We start from the raw sequence: 13,919 nt of genomic DNA, 5'->3' as shown, positions 1-13,919 counted from the left end.
AATAGTCAAGTCACTGTTTACGTGTCTCACACAAACTTTAAAACATTAAAAAATGAAACATCAAATTGGCCCATACCGAATTTACATCCTGCTGTTTCTGTTGATACTGGTTACAATCGAAATTATCTGGAGCTGGAAAAAAGACCGGGGCGCTTACGAGGTTAAAGAAACGTTTGCCAACCTGGCTGTATTTGCCGGCTTCCAGTTTTCCAAATATCTTTTTGCCGGTTACCAGTTAGCTGTATTAGGGTTTTTCGCCGGCCTTTCACCTCTAAAAATGCCGCATAACGTTTGGATATTTTCATTAACCTTCATCACAGTCGACTTTATTTATTATTGGTTCCACCGCATCTCGCATGTTTGGAAACCGCTTTGGGCATTTCATCTTATACACCACTCGGCTATGCACATGAACTTAACGGCAGCTTACCGGCTCAACTGGTTTTCGGCAATTATCAGTCCGCTGTTTTTCATACCTGCTGCATTGCTGGGCTTACCTACCGATTTCATCGTGATCTCCTACGTGCTGAACCTGGCCTATCAGTTCTTTTTACATACCGAAGCTGTAGGCACGCTCGGCATTATTGAGCGGGTAATGGATACGCCTTCATCGCACCGGGTACATCATGGGAGTAATCCAATCTATATCGATAAAAACTTTGGGGGAGTATTTATCATCTGGGACAGGTTGTTTAACACTTATCAACCCGAAACCGAACCTGTAAAGTACGGCTTAACGACCGGTTTTTTGAGCTATAACCCATTTAAACTGGTTTTGCAGGGTTTTGTCATTTGGTTTAAACCAGCAAGTTCATCCGCGGTAAAAGAAAGTTCAACGCTGCCTTTGGAAGCTTCACCCCAAAAGTAAAAACCCGTTACCGACCCAATAGTCATACCTGTAAAAATCAAATTTAAATCATTGAAATCATGAAAAAGATCATTTTAATCCTTTGCCTCGCTGTCGCAGGCATCACCAATGCAAATGCTCAAACGGTAATTGTAATGCGCCCGGTACGCCGGGTGGTGGTAACACCGGCACATACAGTTATTGTTAGACCCGTAAGGCGTGTTGTTGTTGCCCGCCCGGTTGTTGTAACCCGCCGCCGGGTGGTGGTGGTACACCATTAAATCAGTATAAAATCAAATCATAAACCATACAAAAAAACAACGTTATGAAAACCTCTTTAAAAGCAAGAAAAATATTATTTAGCCTGGCAGTAACTGCCGGCCTGGCCGTGATCATATCATCATGTAAAAAGGATAACGCATCAACCACAGAAAATACAACGGTCACCGAGGCCGATGCAGCCGAGCTGACTACAAATGCCATTGTGCCATCAAGCGGTGGCTTTGCGGTACAGGTAAACAGCTCAGTAACCGTTTATAAAACCGTAAAGCTAAGCTGCGGCATTGCAAAAGACTCATCTATTACCAAATCAAGTGCAACAGGAGTAAGCCCATCATATAATTATACGTTGAGCTGGAATTACCTGCTCAACTGTTCGGGCGTTGTTCCTAACGATCTTACCTTCAACTTTACCGGCAGCAGCAAATATGACGGGCCACGTATGTCATCAGAGGATAGCTGTTCCGGAGGTTTTGTATTAACAGGACTGGCCCCAACGGCACCTGCTTACGTGCTTAATACTACCTATACCCGTGATGGCAGCCAGGTATCGAAGATCGGCCGCAATTATTCTTTCAGCAGCAAATTAATTATTAAATCGTCAGATATCACGGTTGATAAAACCAGTCTCAAAATTTTATCCGGAACAGCAACGGTTACCATTAGCGGCGCTTCATCATCAGGCAAAAGCTTTAACTTTAATGGTACTATTACGTTTAATGGCAATAACAAAGCAACACTGTTATTAAACAGCGGTGCATCCTACAACATTCAATGGTAAACAATATGAAAAAGCTCTTCAGTTTAATAACGGTTTTAACCTTCACACTTTTTATTGGATCTGTCTTTGCGCAAACCGGTGCCGATCTGAAAAATAAAACACCCGAACAGCGTGCACAATTTCAAACCGAGATGATGACGACTAAGCTCGAGCTTAGTCCCGATCAAACCTCCAAAGTGCAGGCCATCAATTTAAAATACGCACAAAAAATGGATCCGATCATTAAAAGCGATGCCGGGCGGTTCTCTAAATTTAAGCAGGCGAAAGCATTGTTAAAGGAAAAGGATACCGAACTGAAAGGCGTGTTCACCGCTGACCAGTTTAAACAGTACCAGGACTTTGAAGCAGAGATGCGGGATAAGATGAAGGAGAAAAAAGAGGCAAAACAGTAAGGTTTAAAAGGCAGGACGCAATTTTTTCCTAACGCACCTTAAAAATCATCCAAAAATGAAAACGAGACTTTTCCTACTTCTAACGCTTATCAGCCTTTGCGCTATCCCGGCCAGTGCTCAATACAATTTTACCAAAGTTGATAACTGGCTAAATGACCACGCATCCGAAATGGGTGGCCGGGTGGTGCTTGTTGTTTATAAAGATGGCAGGGTGGTTTACAATCACGCAGTTAATGATATGAACATGAGGCAAAAATTTGTTGGCCGCATGATAGCCCGCAAACAAGGCAAAAAGGCTGATCTGGATGATTATACGTCTACCTCAAAGGTGGCTATTGCCAGCTGCAGCAAATGGCTTAGTGCCGCTTTAGTGATGACCTTTGTTGATGAGGGAAAGCTAAAATTGACCGATACAGCCGGCAAATACTTGCCTGTACTATCGCAACATGGCAAGGGGGCATCACCATTGGTCAATGCCTGTCGCACCAAACCGGGATCAAGACGCCGCCATTAAAAGAAAGTTTAGAAGATATGCGCCAGGACAACTCGATGGATGATGCAATAGCCGATATAGCAGCCTTACCGATGGAAGGTACACCCGGCAAGGTTTTTCACTACAGCAATGCCGGCTTGCAAATTGCCGGGGCTATCATCGAAAAAATCAGCGGCAAAAATTTTGAAACCTTATTTGCCGAACGTATTGCCAGGCCGCTTAATATGCAGCATACTGATTTTGGAAATGCCAAAGTAGCCCTGCCCGCGGGCGGGGCCTACAGTACTACCGAGGATTACCTGAGCTTTTTAACCATGATCATGAACCGGGGCGTTTTTAACGGAAAGCGTGTCCTGAGCGAAAATAGTATAGCCCGGATGCAGGAAAACAGGATTACCGCCGACGTTAAGATCGCCTATTCACCTGCCGAGGCCGGAGGTTTAGGTTACGGTTACGGCGAGTGGGTGTTTGATGCCCATACCGTAAGCAGTCCGGGGTTGTTCGGGAGCTTTCCGTGGATAGACAAGGATAAAAAGTACGCCGCCTTTATGATGACTTTTTATATTAAAAGCGATGGCAGGCAACAGCGTTATCGCGAACTGAAACAACTGGTGGATGAAGCAGTAAAATAGTAGTTTTGCAGCCATGAAGCTGTATATAAAAAACATGGTTTGCAGCCGCTGCAAAATAATGGTGAAAACCGAGCTGGAAAAAGCCGGGCTGCAGCCTGTTTCTGTTGATCTTGGTGAGGTAGAGATTAAAGAAGGCCCTAACCCGGCTCAGCTCAAACAATTGGAGACATCGTTAAATGCACTTGGGTTTGAACTCATCGATGATCAAAAGAGCCGTATTATTGAACAGATCAAAACCCTCATCATTGAGCATGTGCACTACGCCGAAACACAATCGCCCTTGAAGCTTTCGGCGTTGCTTACTTCAAAACTTAATTATGATTATGGGTACCTGAGCAACCTTTTTTCGGCTGTAGAAGGTACAACCATCGAAAAATACTACATAGCCCAGCGTATTGAAAAAGTGAAGGAGCTCCTGGTTTATAATGAACTTAGTCTTTCCGAAATCGCATTTCAATTAAGCTATAGCAGCGTTGCCTACCTATCCAGCCAGTTTAAACAGATAACCGGGATGACACCATCTGCCTTTAAAGCCCTTCAGGGTAGTAAACGCACAAACCTGGAAGATATATAAAGCACGAATTTTATTCTGCAATGGTTTGTATAACCCGATCAAATTGTGCCCGGCTTTGCTGAGTGATTTAAATCCGGGGCCTCTGAAGGTTAGATGACAAAGAGCACCTGTCAGTCTGAACCTGTCGAAGACTCGTGCGCAGAGGCCTGCCCGCCATACTTCGACGGGCTACCCATGACAAGATAAAAAATGTGGTTTTTCACAGCAGATCAGCTTCGGGTGAAAACGAGTAGAACGATGCTGGGCGGTGCGGCTGCAGGGGCATGGCAAGTTTTTGCAGAAGCGGAGGCATTGCGTGCGAATCGGGGCAAAATAATTGCAGCCCGTGGTTCTGTTCGTTTTGCAGGGTGAAGGCCGCGCCGATGGCTATGGGGCCAGATTGTGCGCAAAGAAGCCTCTCTGCTGCAAGCCTTTTTGGTTACTTTTGTGGCGACAAAAGTAATTGGCCCCGCGCGGCCAGGAGCGCGACGATGTAAGTCAAATACCAATGAAGCCCGTTACCAGCCTGTCGGGGGTTGCTTCATTCCTTACAGCAATGACGTGACGCAGATGTCATTTTACCTTCAGAGGCCACCGGATTTAAATCACTCAGTATGACACCCATTTTTTTCGTTGTAATGGGTAGCACTCGTGCTAACCTGTAAATCTTATAAATCATACCCATAATACCGTAATGCCTTCCCTGCCGGCTCATGGTAATTTTGTATCAGCAAATACAAATTATCATGACACATACATATAATATCACCGGCATGACCTGCAGCGGTTGCCTGGCTAAAGTGCAAGGCCTGTTACAGCAGGTTCCCAACATCGAAAAAGTTGAGATCTCATTAGCCGAAGGTACTGCCGACATCACGATGAAAAAGCACGTATCAACAGGCGACCTTCAACAAGCTCTTGCCGCTTATCCTAAATACCAGCTTAGCGAAGCAGAGGCACATCATCACCATATGAGTACGACAGATGCTGCTGAAAACCGCACCTGGCTGCAAACCTACAAGCCGATCCTGCTCATTTTTGGTTATATTTTAGCAGCAGCAATAATTGCCGGAAGCCATACAGGCGGATTTAACATCTTTACGGTCATGCGCGTTTTCATGAGCGGCTTTTTCCTGGTATTTTCCTTTTTTAAACTGCTGGATCTCGCGGGCTTTGCCGATAGCTATGCCATGTATGATGTGGTGGCCAAACGCTGGCGCGGATGGGGTTACGTGTATGTTTTTGTTGAACTGGGCTTAGGTCTTGCCTTTGCGCTTAATATTGCGCCGGTAACGGTTAACGCCATTATGGTTGCGTTAATGAGCATAAGCCTGATTGGTGTGCTGCAAAGTGTTTTCAGCAAAAGGCAGATCCGTTGTGCATGTCTTGGCGCGGTATTTAATTTGCCCATGAGCACAGTTACCATTATTGAAGATGGATTGATGATTGTAATGGGTTTAGTGATGCTGGGGTTAATGTAAGAGACCTTCAACAGGGTGTCATTTCGATTGAGCGGAAGAGGCATGAGCACCGGGGCGAAAGAGAAATCTTATACGCTGTGAAAGTTCGCTATAAAAGTTTGCAAGCAGGGTGTATAGGATTTCTCCTCTCTCCCATTACAATTCCCCGTCTGTTCGTCGAAATGACAACTTTAATAAGAAATTATTAAGCTCCTACATCCTAAACCGCAAGGCAACCGAGCGTCCCAAAGCTTGCGCAAATTCGGGGTCAATTACCGGGCCTTCGCCTTTTTGTACCCATACACGGCGGGCGTCTTTTTGAAGGATTATTTTCTCGCCATTTAACAGGATCTCAAGTTCGCTGGTGGTTGGGGTAATTGGCGAGGTATTAATTTGATACACATGGTCGGTATCGTTAAAAGTTATTCTTAGTGGCAATCCCATCTTTATCTTCTCTACGGTAAACATACGTATCCCATGTTACAAAAGCAACAACAGGGTGGCTGACAACCCTAAATTCTAATTTAACAGGCTAATTTACAGATCATTATTTTACACAATTAATCAGGCCGCCAGCAGTAACTGAACCTTATGGATCAGGCTGTTCATGCCAAATGGCTTGTGCAAAACATCATCCGGCGCCCCTTTTTGCGGTTCCTGTGCTTCGGTTTCTTCGTTTTCTGAACAAACAATTACACGGAGATTTTCAGTGGCCCGGTTCAATTTAATGAGCCGGCACAGCTCGCGGCCATCCATGCTTTTATTAACAATATCCAGAATCACCAGGTCGGGGTGGCATGCTTTTATCGTTCTAAAAATTTCATGGGCATGGGTTGATGAGGCCACTTCGTAACCTTTGCCCAGCAAGATGTAGGTCATTACCTCTATCATCAGCTCGTTATCATCAACTATCAAAATTCGTTTTGCCATAAACCCTGCCCTGCTTTCTGTACTAATATTATGCAAACCGCATGCCACTGATTAACTTACAGTTAACTACTTGCCGTCCAGTCCGGGGGCCATTCCTGATAGAGCCCTGTTTTGTAATGATATTTTGACAATTATAGCCTTAATGTTTAAACACAATTGATCTGTTTTATTACATTTGGCCTATAGGAAATAGATTTAGCGAGCGAAAATGGACAATATCAATATCAAAAAACTGGCAAAGGAACTCAATATCTCCACATCAACCATCTCGAGGGCCTTTAATGGAAACACTGATATTAATAAAGACACTAAAGAGCGGATTTTAGCCTACGCCAAACAACATAACTATTTGCCCAACCATTATGCCAGTAACCTCCGCGATAAAAAGACCAACACCCTGGCTGTTATTGTTCCCGAAATAGCTAATGACTTTTTTCGCAGGCTATCAATGGCATTGAAGAGGTTGCCCGTAAAAAAGGGTTCTACATTTTACTTTACCGCACCGACGACGTTTTTGAAAAGGAAGTATCGTTTGTAAATTACCTTAACAATGGCAAAGCCGATGGCATTATCATGTCGGTATCCGGCGAAGCCAGCGACCACAACTATCTGCGTCAACTGGAAAAAACATGTGCCTGTTGTTTTTTTCGACCGCGTTTACGAGGATATTGAGGCCGCCAAAGTAACTACTAACGACTATGACGCCAGTTTTGCAGCAACCGAACACCTTATTAAAACCGGGTGCAAAAAGATAGCTTACCTGGTGGTTAACAAAAGTATTTCGATAGGTAAGGTGCGAATGCAGGGCTATATGGATGCATTAGCTAAGCACAAGATCGTGTTTGATGATACCCTTGTTATTGATTGCAGCAACGATGAAAAGGAAAATTATAAGATTTTGAAAAAGGCCTTACAGGTAATCAAGCCTGATGGTATTTTCAGTTCGGTTGAACGTTTGGCCTTTGCCACCTACTACGTTTGTAATGACCTTGGCATTTCGATACCTAACGATCTGAAAGTGATTAGCTTTTCAAGCCTCAGGGTAGCCCCGCTCCTTTCCCCCCTCTTTCAACCATAACGCAACCCGCTTACGAAATGGGCGTAAAGGCTGCAACTTTATTGTTCGATGTGCTGGAAAACAACGGCCTGGCCCCTAAAAAGCAACATGTATTGAAATCAAAACTGTTTATCAGGAAGTCTTCGTCGGGTTCATAGATCATGGTTCGTAGGTCATGATTAATGGAAAGAAGACCCGATTGGGTTCAAAGATCATGATTGCTAAGCAGTCATGTCGATCACTAATTTACTCCACCCTTTATTCCCCGCGTTTTTGATCTCTTTTTTACGCTGCTCCATTACTTTTTTAATGCGCGAGCTGTAAGCCCAACAGGTGCTTTGGCGGATGGAAAGAATTTCGGAAAGTTTATGTGACGAGATCTTACCCTTGGTTGAATACATCAGGAAGATCATATAAAAAGCTTTATTGATAGGGATCCGGGTGTTTTGCAATATGGTGTAAGCTATTACCGACTCTTCATAACCACATTTTGAACACCGGCGGCTGTAAGGCAGATGCCCGCTGCCGTAATGCGTATTGCTGCATTTGCGGCAGGCGTAACCATGCTCCCATTTCAGATCGGACAGGAATTTGAAGCAGGTTTCCCTGTCGGGATAAATACGGCTAAACTCTTCAAAGTCAACTTCGGTGAGCATTACCCTATCGTGTGTTACTTTTTCAATATCATTATGCAGGATAATGTTGTCTTTTTCGAGGAGCACATTCATGCGCGAGATCTCTTCGGCCTGTTGTTGCAGCAGCTCATTAACTGATTTTAGCTCCTCATTTTGTTCCGCTATCATTGATGACTTTTCAACCAGCTCGCGGGTGCGTTCCTGCACCTGGGCTTCAAGGCTGCGGTTCAGGATATCTTTCAGCTCTTCGTTTTGCTTCATCTGGGCTATAATATCCTGCTGGGCAACATCCTTTTCCTTTTTAAGGATCCGCACTTTATCTCCTATAGCAAAAGAGATGAACAGCATCTCCATAATAAAACAAATACTAAGGCTGTAGTAATCAAACTCGGTAACGGGCAGCCACCAAATATTTAGTGCTATACAGCTTTTAATCACAAAGCCGGTAAGTAAAAACGTATATCCGATAACAAAGAACCGCGCCGGTTTGTACCCTTTTATCAATACATAACAGCCCGCATAAAAAGAAATGCACAGCGGCAAAAACTCGATAATCTTGTAGTTAAACCAGGCCATATTAATGGCAATGCAAGCCAGGAAATAAATGCACCTGAAAATGATCACCCACTTGATCACTTTATTTAATCGCGGGGCATTAACTTTTAAATTGAGCAGCTTTTGGGCAAAAAGGATTGCAAAAATACTGGCCGAAAACAGGGCGATACCATACGCGTAATTGTTCCAGCCCGGATAGTTTGGCCAGATGTACTGGTAAGCTATGCCATCGGCACACATTTCATAAAGGCCAATACTTAAGTTATAAATGATGTAATACAAGTACTGTACCTGGCGCATGGCTATGAACATCATGAAATTGTACAGGCCAAAAACCAGGATCATACCGTAAAAAACACCAAAGAAAAAATATTCGTCGAGCGCGTAACCAATAAAGCGGCTTACCGTACGCAATACCATGATCACATTAACCGAATGCCCCGAACGGATGCGGATATAATAAACATCATCGGGCCCCTGGCTGCTGTTGATATTAAAGCTAAAGTTTTTGTGTTTGTAAAAGCGCGCGGCAAAAGGACGGCTACTGCCAAGCGACGTTGCCCTGTAAGTATTTTTAACGGGCGAATAAACGGTAATACTGTCGATAGTTTGATCAAAAAACTCCAGGATCCAGTTGTTGCTGGTGGCATTGGCCTTGCCAATTTTTATGCGGTACCAGTAAGCCGAATTGTTGTGATGGGTAACCGGGGTAGGTTCATGGTTAACTGCGAATTTGCCTGCTAAGTAAGCATCGCGAGTATCATCGAGGCCGAGTTTTCCGGTTGTGTCCTCAAAATAAACTATCTGCTTATATTCAAAAATGTGCTGGTTTACTTTGTCGTTTATTTGAACCGTGGTTTGAGCTATGCCTGTTGAAAAGCATAAGCAAAACAATATAATACCGATAAAAGATCTCAGTAAAAGTTTAAACATAGGCTTGGGAAATGGATGTATTCCGCACCTGTAATGGTGGTTTCACTACAGGCGCGAAAAAAATGGTTGTTTGGTTAGCGTCAGGCCGGATACAATTATAATATTTTTATTTTTCTATTCCTATTAAAAGTACATTAAACAGTTATTTAAAATGTTAATTTTTAGCTATTTGTTGTTAATATCCGGGATTTACTATGCATAAATAGTGATAAGCCCATTTACTAAAGTGTTCGAAGCGGTTTTTCCATCTATTTCATATTAAAGGGCTACGCCTAAAAAACAACAATGGCATTTCTCTTCAGGCGTATCTTTAAAGCCGGTGCGCACGGCGCCTGACCGTTTTATCATTGTTAAAATTTGATTTATCAGATAACTTAACATGACTAATATATGAACCGCTATTGGTTATAACAAGCGTATATTTGTAGTGTTAGGGCATTAAAATATCGCTTCTTAAAAATCACGATGTGCTTCATTACCAAAACGAAAACTGTTGCCTGCAAGCTAAAAACTATAAAACAGATGCAAAGCGAACATTACAATGCCGGGCTTAAAAAAGCATTCTTTTTTTATTCGCCCTGCTATTTACAGCAAGCTTAACCGTAAACGCCCAAAATATCCGGGTGGCGGCCGCTGCTAACCTGCAGCCGGTAATGGCGGTTTTACAAAAAGATTTTAAGCAAAAAACAGGAATTACTATTGATGTCGTTATCGGTTCATCGGGTAAGCTGGTAGCTCAGATCAGCAACGGCGCGCCGTTTGATGTGTTTTTATCGGCAGATATGACTTTTCCCGAAATGCTGTTTAAAAATGGTTTTGCAAAGGAAAAACCGGTAGTGTATGCCTCGGGCAGCCTGATCATTTGCAGTACGCAAAACATTGGTTTTGAAAACTGGGAACGCCTGCTGCTTTCGGCAAGGATAAAAAAATCGCCATAGCAAACCCGGCTATAGCGCCTTATGGTAGAGCCGCCGAGCAATCGCTCAGGGATAAGGGGATTTTGGATGATGCCAAATCGAAGGCCGTTTATGGAGAAAGCATATCGCAGGTAAATACTTACATTACCACAGGCGTGGCCGATATCGGTTTCACTACCCAATCGCTGGTAAAGGAACTGAGAAATAAAACACCGCTGTTTTATATGGTCGTCGATCCCAAAACCTACGACCCCATACTGCAGGGCATCGTGATCCTGAAACACGGAGCGGTTAATCCTGCGGCCGGAAAATTTTACCGGTACATTTTAAGCCCGGCGGCTAAAAGTATTTTTAAAGCGTATGGTTATAGGGTACAATAATTTGTATTTTTATCGATGGACCTATCGCCCATATGGCTCACATTAAAATTAGCAGGCATCACCACGCTTTTGCTACTGCTTATCGGGCTGCCATTTGCCTGGTGGCTTTCAAGGGGGCGATCTTTTATCAAGATCATTGCCGAAGCAATTATTACTATGCCTTTGGTATTGCCGCCATCGGTACTGGGCTTTTATCTGCTGCTGGCTTTTAGTCCGCAGCATGGTTTAGGGAAATGGCTGCATGATACTTTTGATGTACAACTGGTTTTTTCCTTTCCGGGGCTGATCCTGGCTTCGGTAATTTATAGTATGCCTTTTATGGTGGGGCCGGTAAAATCTGCTCTGCAGCAATTGCCGGTTTCATTAGCCGAAGCGTCATACACATTGGGAAAAACCGAATGGCAAACGTTCAGGTATGTACTGCTGCCCAACATCAAACCATCATTATTAACCGCCGCGGTTTTAACCTTTGCCCATACGCTGGGCGAGTTTGGTGTTGTGCTGATGATTGGCGGCAATATCCCCGGTGTTACCCGTGTAGCTTCTATTGCGGTATATGATTCGGTAGAGAAGATGGACTATGCCTCGGCCAATAATTATTCGTTGATTTTATTCTCCATTACGTTCATTTTGGTGATAGCTGTTTTTATATTCAATAAATACCAGGCGAAAGGCCCCATAGCATGATCAGCATTGATATTGAAATAAAACTGAAAGCCTATCATGGCGGACAATTGCTGAAAATAAACCGGCAATTTAATACAGGAAGTATCATAAAAATTTTAGGGCCGTCCGGTTCAGGAAAAACCACTTTATTAAAAATGATAGCCGGATTGGGGACACCTGAAAATGGGGTGATCATGGCTAATGGTGTTACCTGGTTTGATTCGAGGGAAAAAATCAACCTGTCTCCTCAAAAAGAAATGTTGGTTTTGTGTTTCAAAACTATGGCCTGTTTCCGAACATGACCGCAAAACAACACCTGGAATATGCCACAAATGATACAGATTGGATAAAGCAGTTATTGTCGTTAGGTCAATTGGATAAGTTTACTAATCACAAACCAGATCATCTTTCAGGAGGACAGCAACAACGACTGGCCATTTTGAGGGCCCTGGCTATTAAACCTAAATTGCTTTTAATGGATGAGCCATTTTCGGCACTGGATAATAAAGTAAAAACAAGCCTGATAGCTGAGCTTAGATATTTAATTAAGCAAATGGGTATCACTACTATTATTGTAAGTCATAATTTGCAGGAGTTGGAAATGTTTGAGGGCGAGGTGATGGATTTTGAGGGATTGGTTTGATATATCAGATTAAATTGTTCTGATCATCCAGGTATTGCTTGTGCTGATTTTATTCAGATTATACTACAGGATCCTGTAACAAATTCTATTTCAAACCATCCTATGAGTTATAAGGGATACCCCTTTTTACTTAAACCGTATCTACTATGCAATCTCGTAAAAAAACATTTTTATAGCAATTGGATTCCTTTTGATCATTGTCATATTCAAGAATACGACGTTTAGTTATAATAAGACCGAAGGAAGCTACAGTGTTATGGCTAATTGGCCGGAGGGATTTAGAAAAGATTCGGCAATATCAGCAAAAGGGAGCAAAGGCGATTTATCCGTAATTGTGTTATTTAAAAAGGATACACTTTATAAAGAAATTAATAAAGCAGCACCCATTATCATCAACGTCAATTCGTTAGAAACGGGACCCTTATGGGTACCTTTTTATAAATCAATTGATTATACCGCCGTAGGTAATCTGAATGATATACAATCTAAAGCTCCGGTGCAGCTTACTACCATGGGGCATGTTTCTTTAACCGGGAATTATTCAAGCAAACAAGCAATAGCGATGATTAATAAAGCTGTGGCCGAAAGTTTTGTGAATGAAATAAAGAATCATTTTTATCCCGCTCAATAATTACCAAAAGGAGCTTTATGTCATGGAATAATTCCGCCGCCGCTTAGCTCCAGCCGGGTGGTAACGTTTAAATCTTGATTACTTACTACTCTTATCTCCGTCAGATATCGACTTAATGAGGCTACCCCATGCCAACGGGTTTAACAGCGGATTGGGTGTAAGCGAGTGCGAATTCAGGATGCTGGTGTGCATAGCCTGCGCATTGGCCGATTGTATTTCCTGGGCATCGCGGGGCAAAGTGTTATACAAGGCCGATAGGGTTGCTTTGCTGATGTTTTTGCGGGCAATCTCCAAATCGTCATCAGCAAGTTTTATAGCCAGGAAATCTTTTTTAAACTCATCTGTAGTTGCCCATGGAAACACGTGAAATGTAGGCAGGTTGATGATCTGAGCTTTCAGGGATACCTGGGTAGTATAACTTTCATTTGGCAGATTGGACGGGATAACCACGGTAACCGGGGCATAGCCAACGCAGGTGAAGCGAAGGGTATCGCGCTCATGTACAACAAATGAAAAGTATCCCTTATAGTTTGATACGTTAATAATATTATGTGCCGAAGTATTGGTAATGGTTACATAAGGGATAGTGATCTTTACGCTATCGGCATTATGTGTAATACCGGTAAATTGCACAACGGGGCGATCTTTGCTTTGTGCAAAAGCGCCCATTGAAACAAATAACAGCAGTAAACCAAATAAATATTTCATAAAACCATTAACTACTTAGCTCAACATATATTACGCTGCGAGGGTCAAAATAGTTTTTAAACTTCATCAAAAATAAGTCATATCCCCCAATTGAACCGGGGATTTAACAAATCTTAACAACTACCTTAAATTTTCGGGAAGCACGGCATTGGGGTCATCAATGTCCGTTAGGTTTATGGCCTCAATGGCGGTAATTTCGGGCACAGCTTTTTTAATAGCCTGCTCAATACCTGCTTTAAGGGTCATGATACTCATTGGGCATGATCCGCATGAACCCAACAGCTTTAATTTAACGACATTTTCAGGAGTTATCTCCTCAACAGAAACATTCCCCCCATCAGCCTCCAAATACGGACGGATAGTATCTAAAGCTGCTTCAACCTGATTTAATAAACTCATTTTTATTAATTTATAACGTTATGTAAAG

Annotated in this window: 20 protein-coding genes and 1 pseudogene; 16 read left to right on the top strand and 5 right to left on the bottom strand. The window is 42.9% G+C overall.

The window, feature by feature from the left end; translation table 11 throughout:
* Window positions 1-52: 52 nt before the first annotated feature.
* The 7 genes and pseudogenes from ACQ86K_RS31645 to ACQ86K_RS31615 all read left to right on the top strand — a co-directional run bounded on the left by ACQ86K_RS31645 (window position 53) and on the right by ACQ86K_RS31615 (window position 5,458).
* A complete protein-coding gene (locus ACQ86K_RS31645) occupies window positions 53-868 on the top strand; it encodes a sterol desaturase family protein (protein WP_091174889.1) in 816 nt (271 codons plus the stop codon).
* A gap of 59 nt (window positions 869-927) precedes the next feature.
* Window positions 928-1,128 carry a hypothetical protein gene (locus ACQ86K_RS31640; protein WP_091174887.1) on the top strand — a complete coding sequence of 67 codons (201 nt, stop codon included), beginning with the start codon at window positions 928-930 and terminating at the stop codon, window positions 1,126-1,128.
* 44 nt (window positions 1,129-1,172) lie between these two features.
* Window positions 1,173-1,907: a hypothetical protein gene (locus tag ACQ86K_RS31635; protein ID WP_091174885.1), complete on the top strand. Its 735-nt coding sequence runs from the start codon at window positions 1,173-1,175 to the stop codon at window positions 1,905-1,907.
* A 5-nt stretch (window positions 1,908-1,912) separates the two neighbouring features.
* Window positions 1,913-2,299 (top strand): hypothetical protein, encoded by a 387-nt coding sequence (locus ACQ86K_RS31630; protein WP_143020883.1) that lies wholly within the window; start codon window positions 1,913-1,915, stop codon window positions 2,297-2,299.
* Between the two features lie 55 nt (window positions 2,300-2,354).
* Window positions 2,355-3,424, top strand: a pseudogene (locus ACQ86K_RS31625) (serine hydrolase domain-containing protein).
* Between the two features lie 13 nt (window positions 3,425-3,437).
* Window positions 3,438-3,998 carry a helix-turn-helix domain-containing protein gene (locus tag ACQ86K_RS31620; RefSeq protein ID WP_091174877.1) on the top strand — a complete coding sequence of 187 codons (561 nt, stop codon included), beginning with the start codon at window positions 3,438-3,440 and terminating at the stop codon, window positions 3,996-3,998.
* A 725-nt stretch (window positions 3,999-4,723) separates the two neighbouring features.
* Complete coding sequence (locus ACQ86K_RS31615) at window positions 4,724-5,458, top strand: heavy metal translocating P-type ATPase (RefSeq protein WP_091174874.1); 735 nt, start codon at window positions 4,724-4,726, stop codon at window positions 5,456-5,458.
* A 192-nt stretch (window positions 5,459-5,650) separates the two neighbouring features.
* On the opposite strand, the gene ACQ86K_RS31610 is transcribed toward ACQ86K_RS31615, so the two are convergent.
* Both ACQ86K_RS31610 and ACQ86K_RS31605 read right to left on the bottom strand, forming a co-directional pair.
* Entirely contained in the window at window positions 5,651-5,881 is a 231-nt protein-coding gene (locus tag ACQ86K_RS31610; protein ID WP_090532876.1) for a hypothetical protein, read from the bottom strand.
* Window positions 5,882-6,001: 120 nt separating this feature from the next.
* Window positions 6,002-6,367, bottom strand: coding sequence for a response regulator (locus tag ACQ86K_RS31605; protein ID WP_091174872.1), 366 nt, complete (start codon window positions 6,365-6,367; stop codon window positions 6,002-6,004).
* 208 nt (window positions 6,368-6,575) lie between these two features.
* On the opposite strand from ACQ86K_RS31605, the gene ACQ86K_RS31600 reads away from it, so the two are divergent.
* The 3 genes from ACQ86K_RS31600 to ACQ86K_RS31590 are packed head-to-tail and all read left to right on the top strand — an operon-like array spanning window position 6,576 to window position 7,582.
* A complete protein-coding gene (locus tag ACQ86K_RS31600; protein ID WP_431199403.1) occupies window positions 6,576-6,905 on the top strand; it encodes a LacI family DNA-binding transcriptional regulator in 330 nt (109 codons plus the stop codon).
* Window positions 6,906-6,929: 24 nt separating this feature from the next.
* Complete coding sequence (locus tag ACQ86K_RS31595) at window positions 6,930-7,445, top strand: substrate-binding domain-containing protein (protein WP_431199402.1); 516 nt, start codon at window positions 6,930-6,932, stop codon at window positions 7,443-7,445.
* Between the two features lie 17 nt (window positions 7,446-7,462).
* Window positions 7,463-7,582, top strand: a complete 120-nt coding sequence (locus ACQ86K_RS31590) for a hypothetical protein (protein ID WP_431199401.1) — start codon at window positions 7,463-7,465, stop codon at window positions 7,580-7,582.
* A 63-nt stretch (window positions 7,583-7,645) separates the two neighbouring features.
* Here ACQ86K_RS31590 and ACQ86K_RS31585 read toward each other — a convergent pair whose 3' ends face one another.
* Window positions 7,646-9,547 carry a 7TM diverse intracellular signaling domain-containing protein gene (locus ACQ86K_RS31585; protein WP_091174867.1) on the bottom strand — a complete coding sequence of 634 codons (1,902 nt, stop codon included), beginning with the start codon at window positions 9,545-9,547 and terminating at the stop codon, window positions 7,646-7,648.
* A 623-nt stretch (window positions 9,548-10,170) separates the two neighbouring features.
* Between ACQ86K_RS31585 and modA (ACQ86K_RS31580) the strand changes: the two genes are divergently transcribed.
* From modA (ACQ86K_RS31580) to ACQ86K_RS31555, 6 genes are all read left to right on the top strand, one after another.
* A complete protein-coding gene (gene modA, locus ACQ86K_RS31580; RefSeq protein ID WP_431199400.1) occupies window positions 10,171-10,485 on the top strand; it encodes a molybdate ABC transporter substrate-binding protein in 315 nt (104 codons plus the stop codon).
* Window positions 10,440-10,844 carry a molybdate ABC transporter substrate-binding protein gene (gene modA, locus ACQ86K_RS31575; RefSeq protein ID WP_431200973.1) on the top strand — a complete coding sequence of 135 codons (405 nt, stop codon included), beginning with the start codon at window positions 10,440-10,442 and terminating at the stop codon, window positions 10,842-10,844. The genes modA (ACQ86K_RS31580) and modA (ACQ86K_RS31575) overlap by 46 nt, the downstream gene beginning before the upstream one ends.
* 15 nt (window positions 10,845-10,859) lie before the next feature.
* Entirely contained in the window at window positions 10,860-11,531 is a 672-nt protein-coding gene (gene modB / locus ACQ86K_RS31570) for a molybdate ABC transporter permease subunit (protein ID WP_091174864.1), read from the top strand.
* The gene (locus tag ACQ86K_RS31565) at window positions 11,528-11,812 is read left to right on the top strand and encodes an ATP-binding cassette domain-containing protein (RefSeq protein WP_431199399.1); all 285 of its coding nucleotides are present in this window, start codon (window positions 11,528-11,530) and stop codon (window positions 11,810-11,812) included. The genes modB and ACQ86K_RS31565 overlap by 4 nt, the downstream gene beginning before the upstream one ends.
* On the top strand, window positions 11,809-12,153 hold the full coding sequence (locus ACQ86K_RS31560; protein ID WP_431199398.1) for an ATP-binding cassette domain-containing protein: 345 nt from the start codon (window positions 11,809-11,811) through the stop codon (window positions 12,151-12,153). Before ACQ86K_RS31565 ends, ACQ86K_RS31560 begins: the two co-directional genes overlap by 4 nt.
* A gap of 256 nt (window positions 12,154-12,409) precedes the next feature.
* On the top strand, window positions 12,410-12,784 hold the full coding sequence (locus tag ACQ86K_RS31555; protein ID WP_431199397.1) for a hypothetical protein: 375 nt from the start codon (window positions 12,410-12,412) through the stop codon (window positions 12,782-12,784).
* 78 nt (window positions 12,785-12,862) lie between these two features.
* Here ACQ86K_RS31555 and ACQ86K_RS31550 read toward each other — a convergent pair whose 3' ends face one another.
* Both ACQ86K_RS31550 and ACQ86K_RS31545 read right to left on the bottom strand, forming a co-directional pair.
* Window positions 12,863-13,492 (bottom strand): hypothetical protein, encoded by a 630-nt coding sequence (locus tag ACQ86K_RS31550; RefSeq protein WP_091174856.1) that lies wholly within the window; start codon window positions 13,490-13,492, stop codon window positions 12,863-12,865.
* Window positions 13,493-13,612: 120 nt separating this feature from the next.
* A complete protein-coding gene (locus tag ACQ86K_RS31545; RefSeq protein WP_090532767.1) occupies window positions 13,613-13,891 on the bottom strand; it encodes a NifU family protein in 279 nt (92 codons plus the stop codon).
* Window positions 13,892-13,919 lie beyond the last annotated feature (28 nt).

This window comes from Mucilaginibacter sp. P19, from assembly GCF_050632265.1.
Classification (GTDB): domain Bacteria; phylum Bacteroidota; class Bacteroidia; order Sphingobacteriales; family Sphingobacteriaceae; genus Mucilaginibacter; species Mucilaginibacter gossypii.
Note: the sequence above shows the minus strand (reverse complement) of the source record. Positions and strands in the feature narration are given on the sequence as shown.

What these genes read in the sequence shown, in the direction of transcription:
- ACQ86K_RS31645 (WP_091174889.1), top strand. Translation starts at nt 53, where the DNA reads ATGAAACATCAAATTGGCCCATACCGAATTTACATCCTGCTGTTTCTG.
- ACQ86K_RS31640 (WP_091174887.1), top strand. Translation starts at nt 928, where the DNA reads ATGAAAAAGATCATTTTAATCCTTTGCCTCGCTGTCGCAGGCATCACC.
- ACQ86K_RS31635 (WP_091174885.1), top strand. Translation starts at nt 1,173, where the DNA reads ATGAAAACCTCTTTAAAAGCAAGAAAAATATTATTTAGCCTGGCAGTA.
- ACQ86K_RS31630 (WP_143020883.1), top strand. Translation starts at nt 1,913, where the DNA reads ATGAAAAAGCTCTTCAGTTTAATAACGGTTTTAACCTTCACACTTTTT.
- ACQ86K_RS31620 (WP_091174877.1), top strand. Translation starts at nt 3,438, where the DNA reads ATGAAGCTGTATATAAAAAACATGGTTTGCAGCCGCTGCAAAATAATG.
- ACQ86K_RS31615 (WP_091174874.1), top strand. Translation starts at nt 4,724, where the DNA reads ATGACACATACATATAATATCACCGGCATGACCTGCAGCGGTTGCCTG.
- ACQ86K_RS31610 (WP_090532876.1), bottom strand. Translation starts at nt 5,881, where the DNA reads ATGGGATTGCCACTAAGAATAACTTTTAACGATACCGACCATGTGTAT.
- ACQ86K_RS31605 (WP_091174872.1), bottom strand. Translation starts at nt 6,367, where the DNA reads ATGGCAAAACGAATTTTGATAGTTGATGATAACGAGCTGATGATAGAG.
- ACQ86K_RS31600 (WP_431199403.1), top strand. Translation starts at nt 6,576, where the DNA reads ATGGACAATATCAATATCAAAAAACTGGCAAAGGAACTCAATATCTCC.
- ACQ86K_RS31595 (WP_431199402.1), top strand. Translation starts at nt 6,930, where the DNA reads ATGGCATTATCATGTCGGTATCCGGCGAAGCCAGCGACCACAACTATC.
- ACQ86K_RS31590 (WP_431199401.1), top strand. Translation starts at nt 7,463, where the DNA reads ATGGGCGTAAAGGCTGCAACTTTATTGTTCGATGTGCTGGAAAACAAC.
- ACQ86K_RS31585 (WP_091174867.1), bottom strand. Translation starts at nt 9,547, where the DNA reads ATGTTTAAACTTTTACTGAGATCTTTTATCGGTATTATATTGTTTTGC.
- modB (WP_091174864.1), top strand. Translation starts at nt 10,860, where the DNA reads ATGGACCTATCGCCCATATGGCTCACATTAAAATTAGCAGGCATCACC.
- ACQ86K_RS31565 (WP_431199399.1), top strand. Translation starts at nt 11,528, where the DNA reads ATGATCAGCATTGATATTGAAATAAAACTGAAAGCCTATCATGGCGGA.
- ACQ86K_RS31560 (WP_431199398.1), top strand. Translation starts at nt 11,809, where the DNA reads ATGACCGCAAAACAACACCTGGAATATGCCACAAATGATACAGATTGG.
- ACQ86K_RS31555 (WP_431199397.1), top strand. Translation starts at nt 12,410, where the DNA reads ATGGCTAATTGGCCGGAGGGATTTAGAAAAGATTCGGCAATATCAGCA.
- ACQ86K_RS31550 (WP_091174856.1), bottom strand. Translation starts at nt 13,492, where the DNA reads ATGAAATATTTATTTGGTTTACTGCTGTTATTTGTTTCAATGGGCGCT.
- ACQ86K_RS31545 (WP_090532767.1), bottom strand. Translation starts at nt 13,891, where the DNA reads ATGAGTTTATTAAATCAGGTTGAAGCAGCTTTAGATACTATCCGTCCG.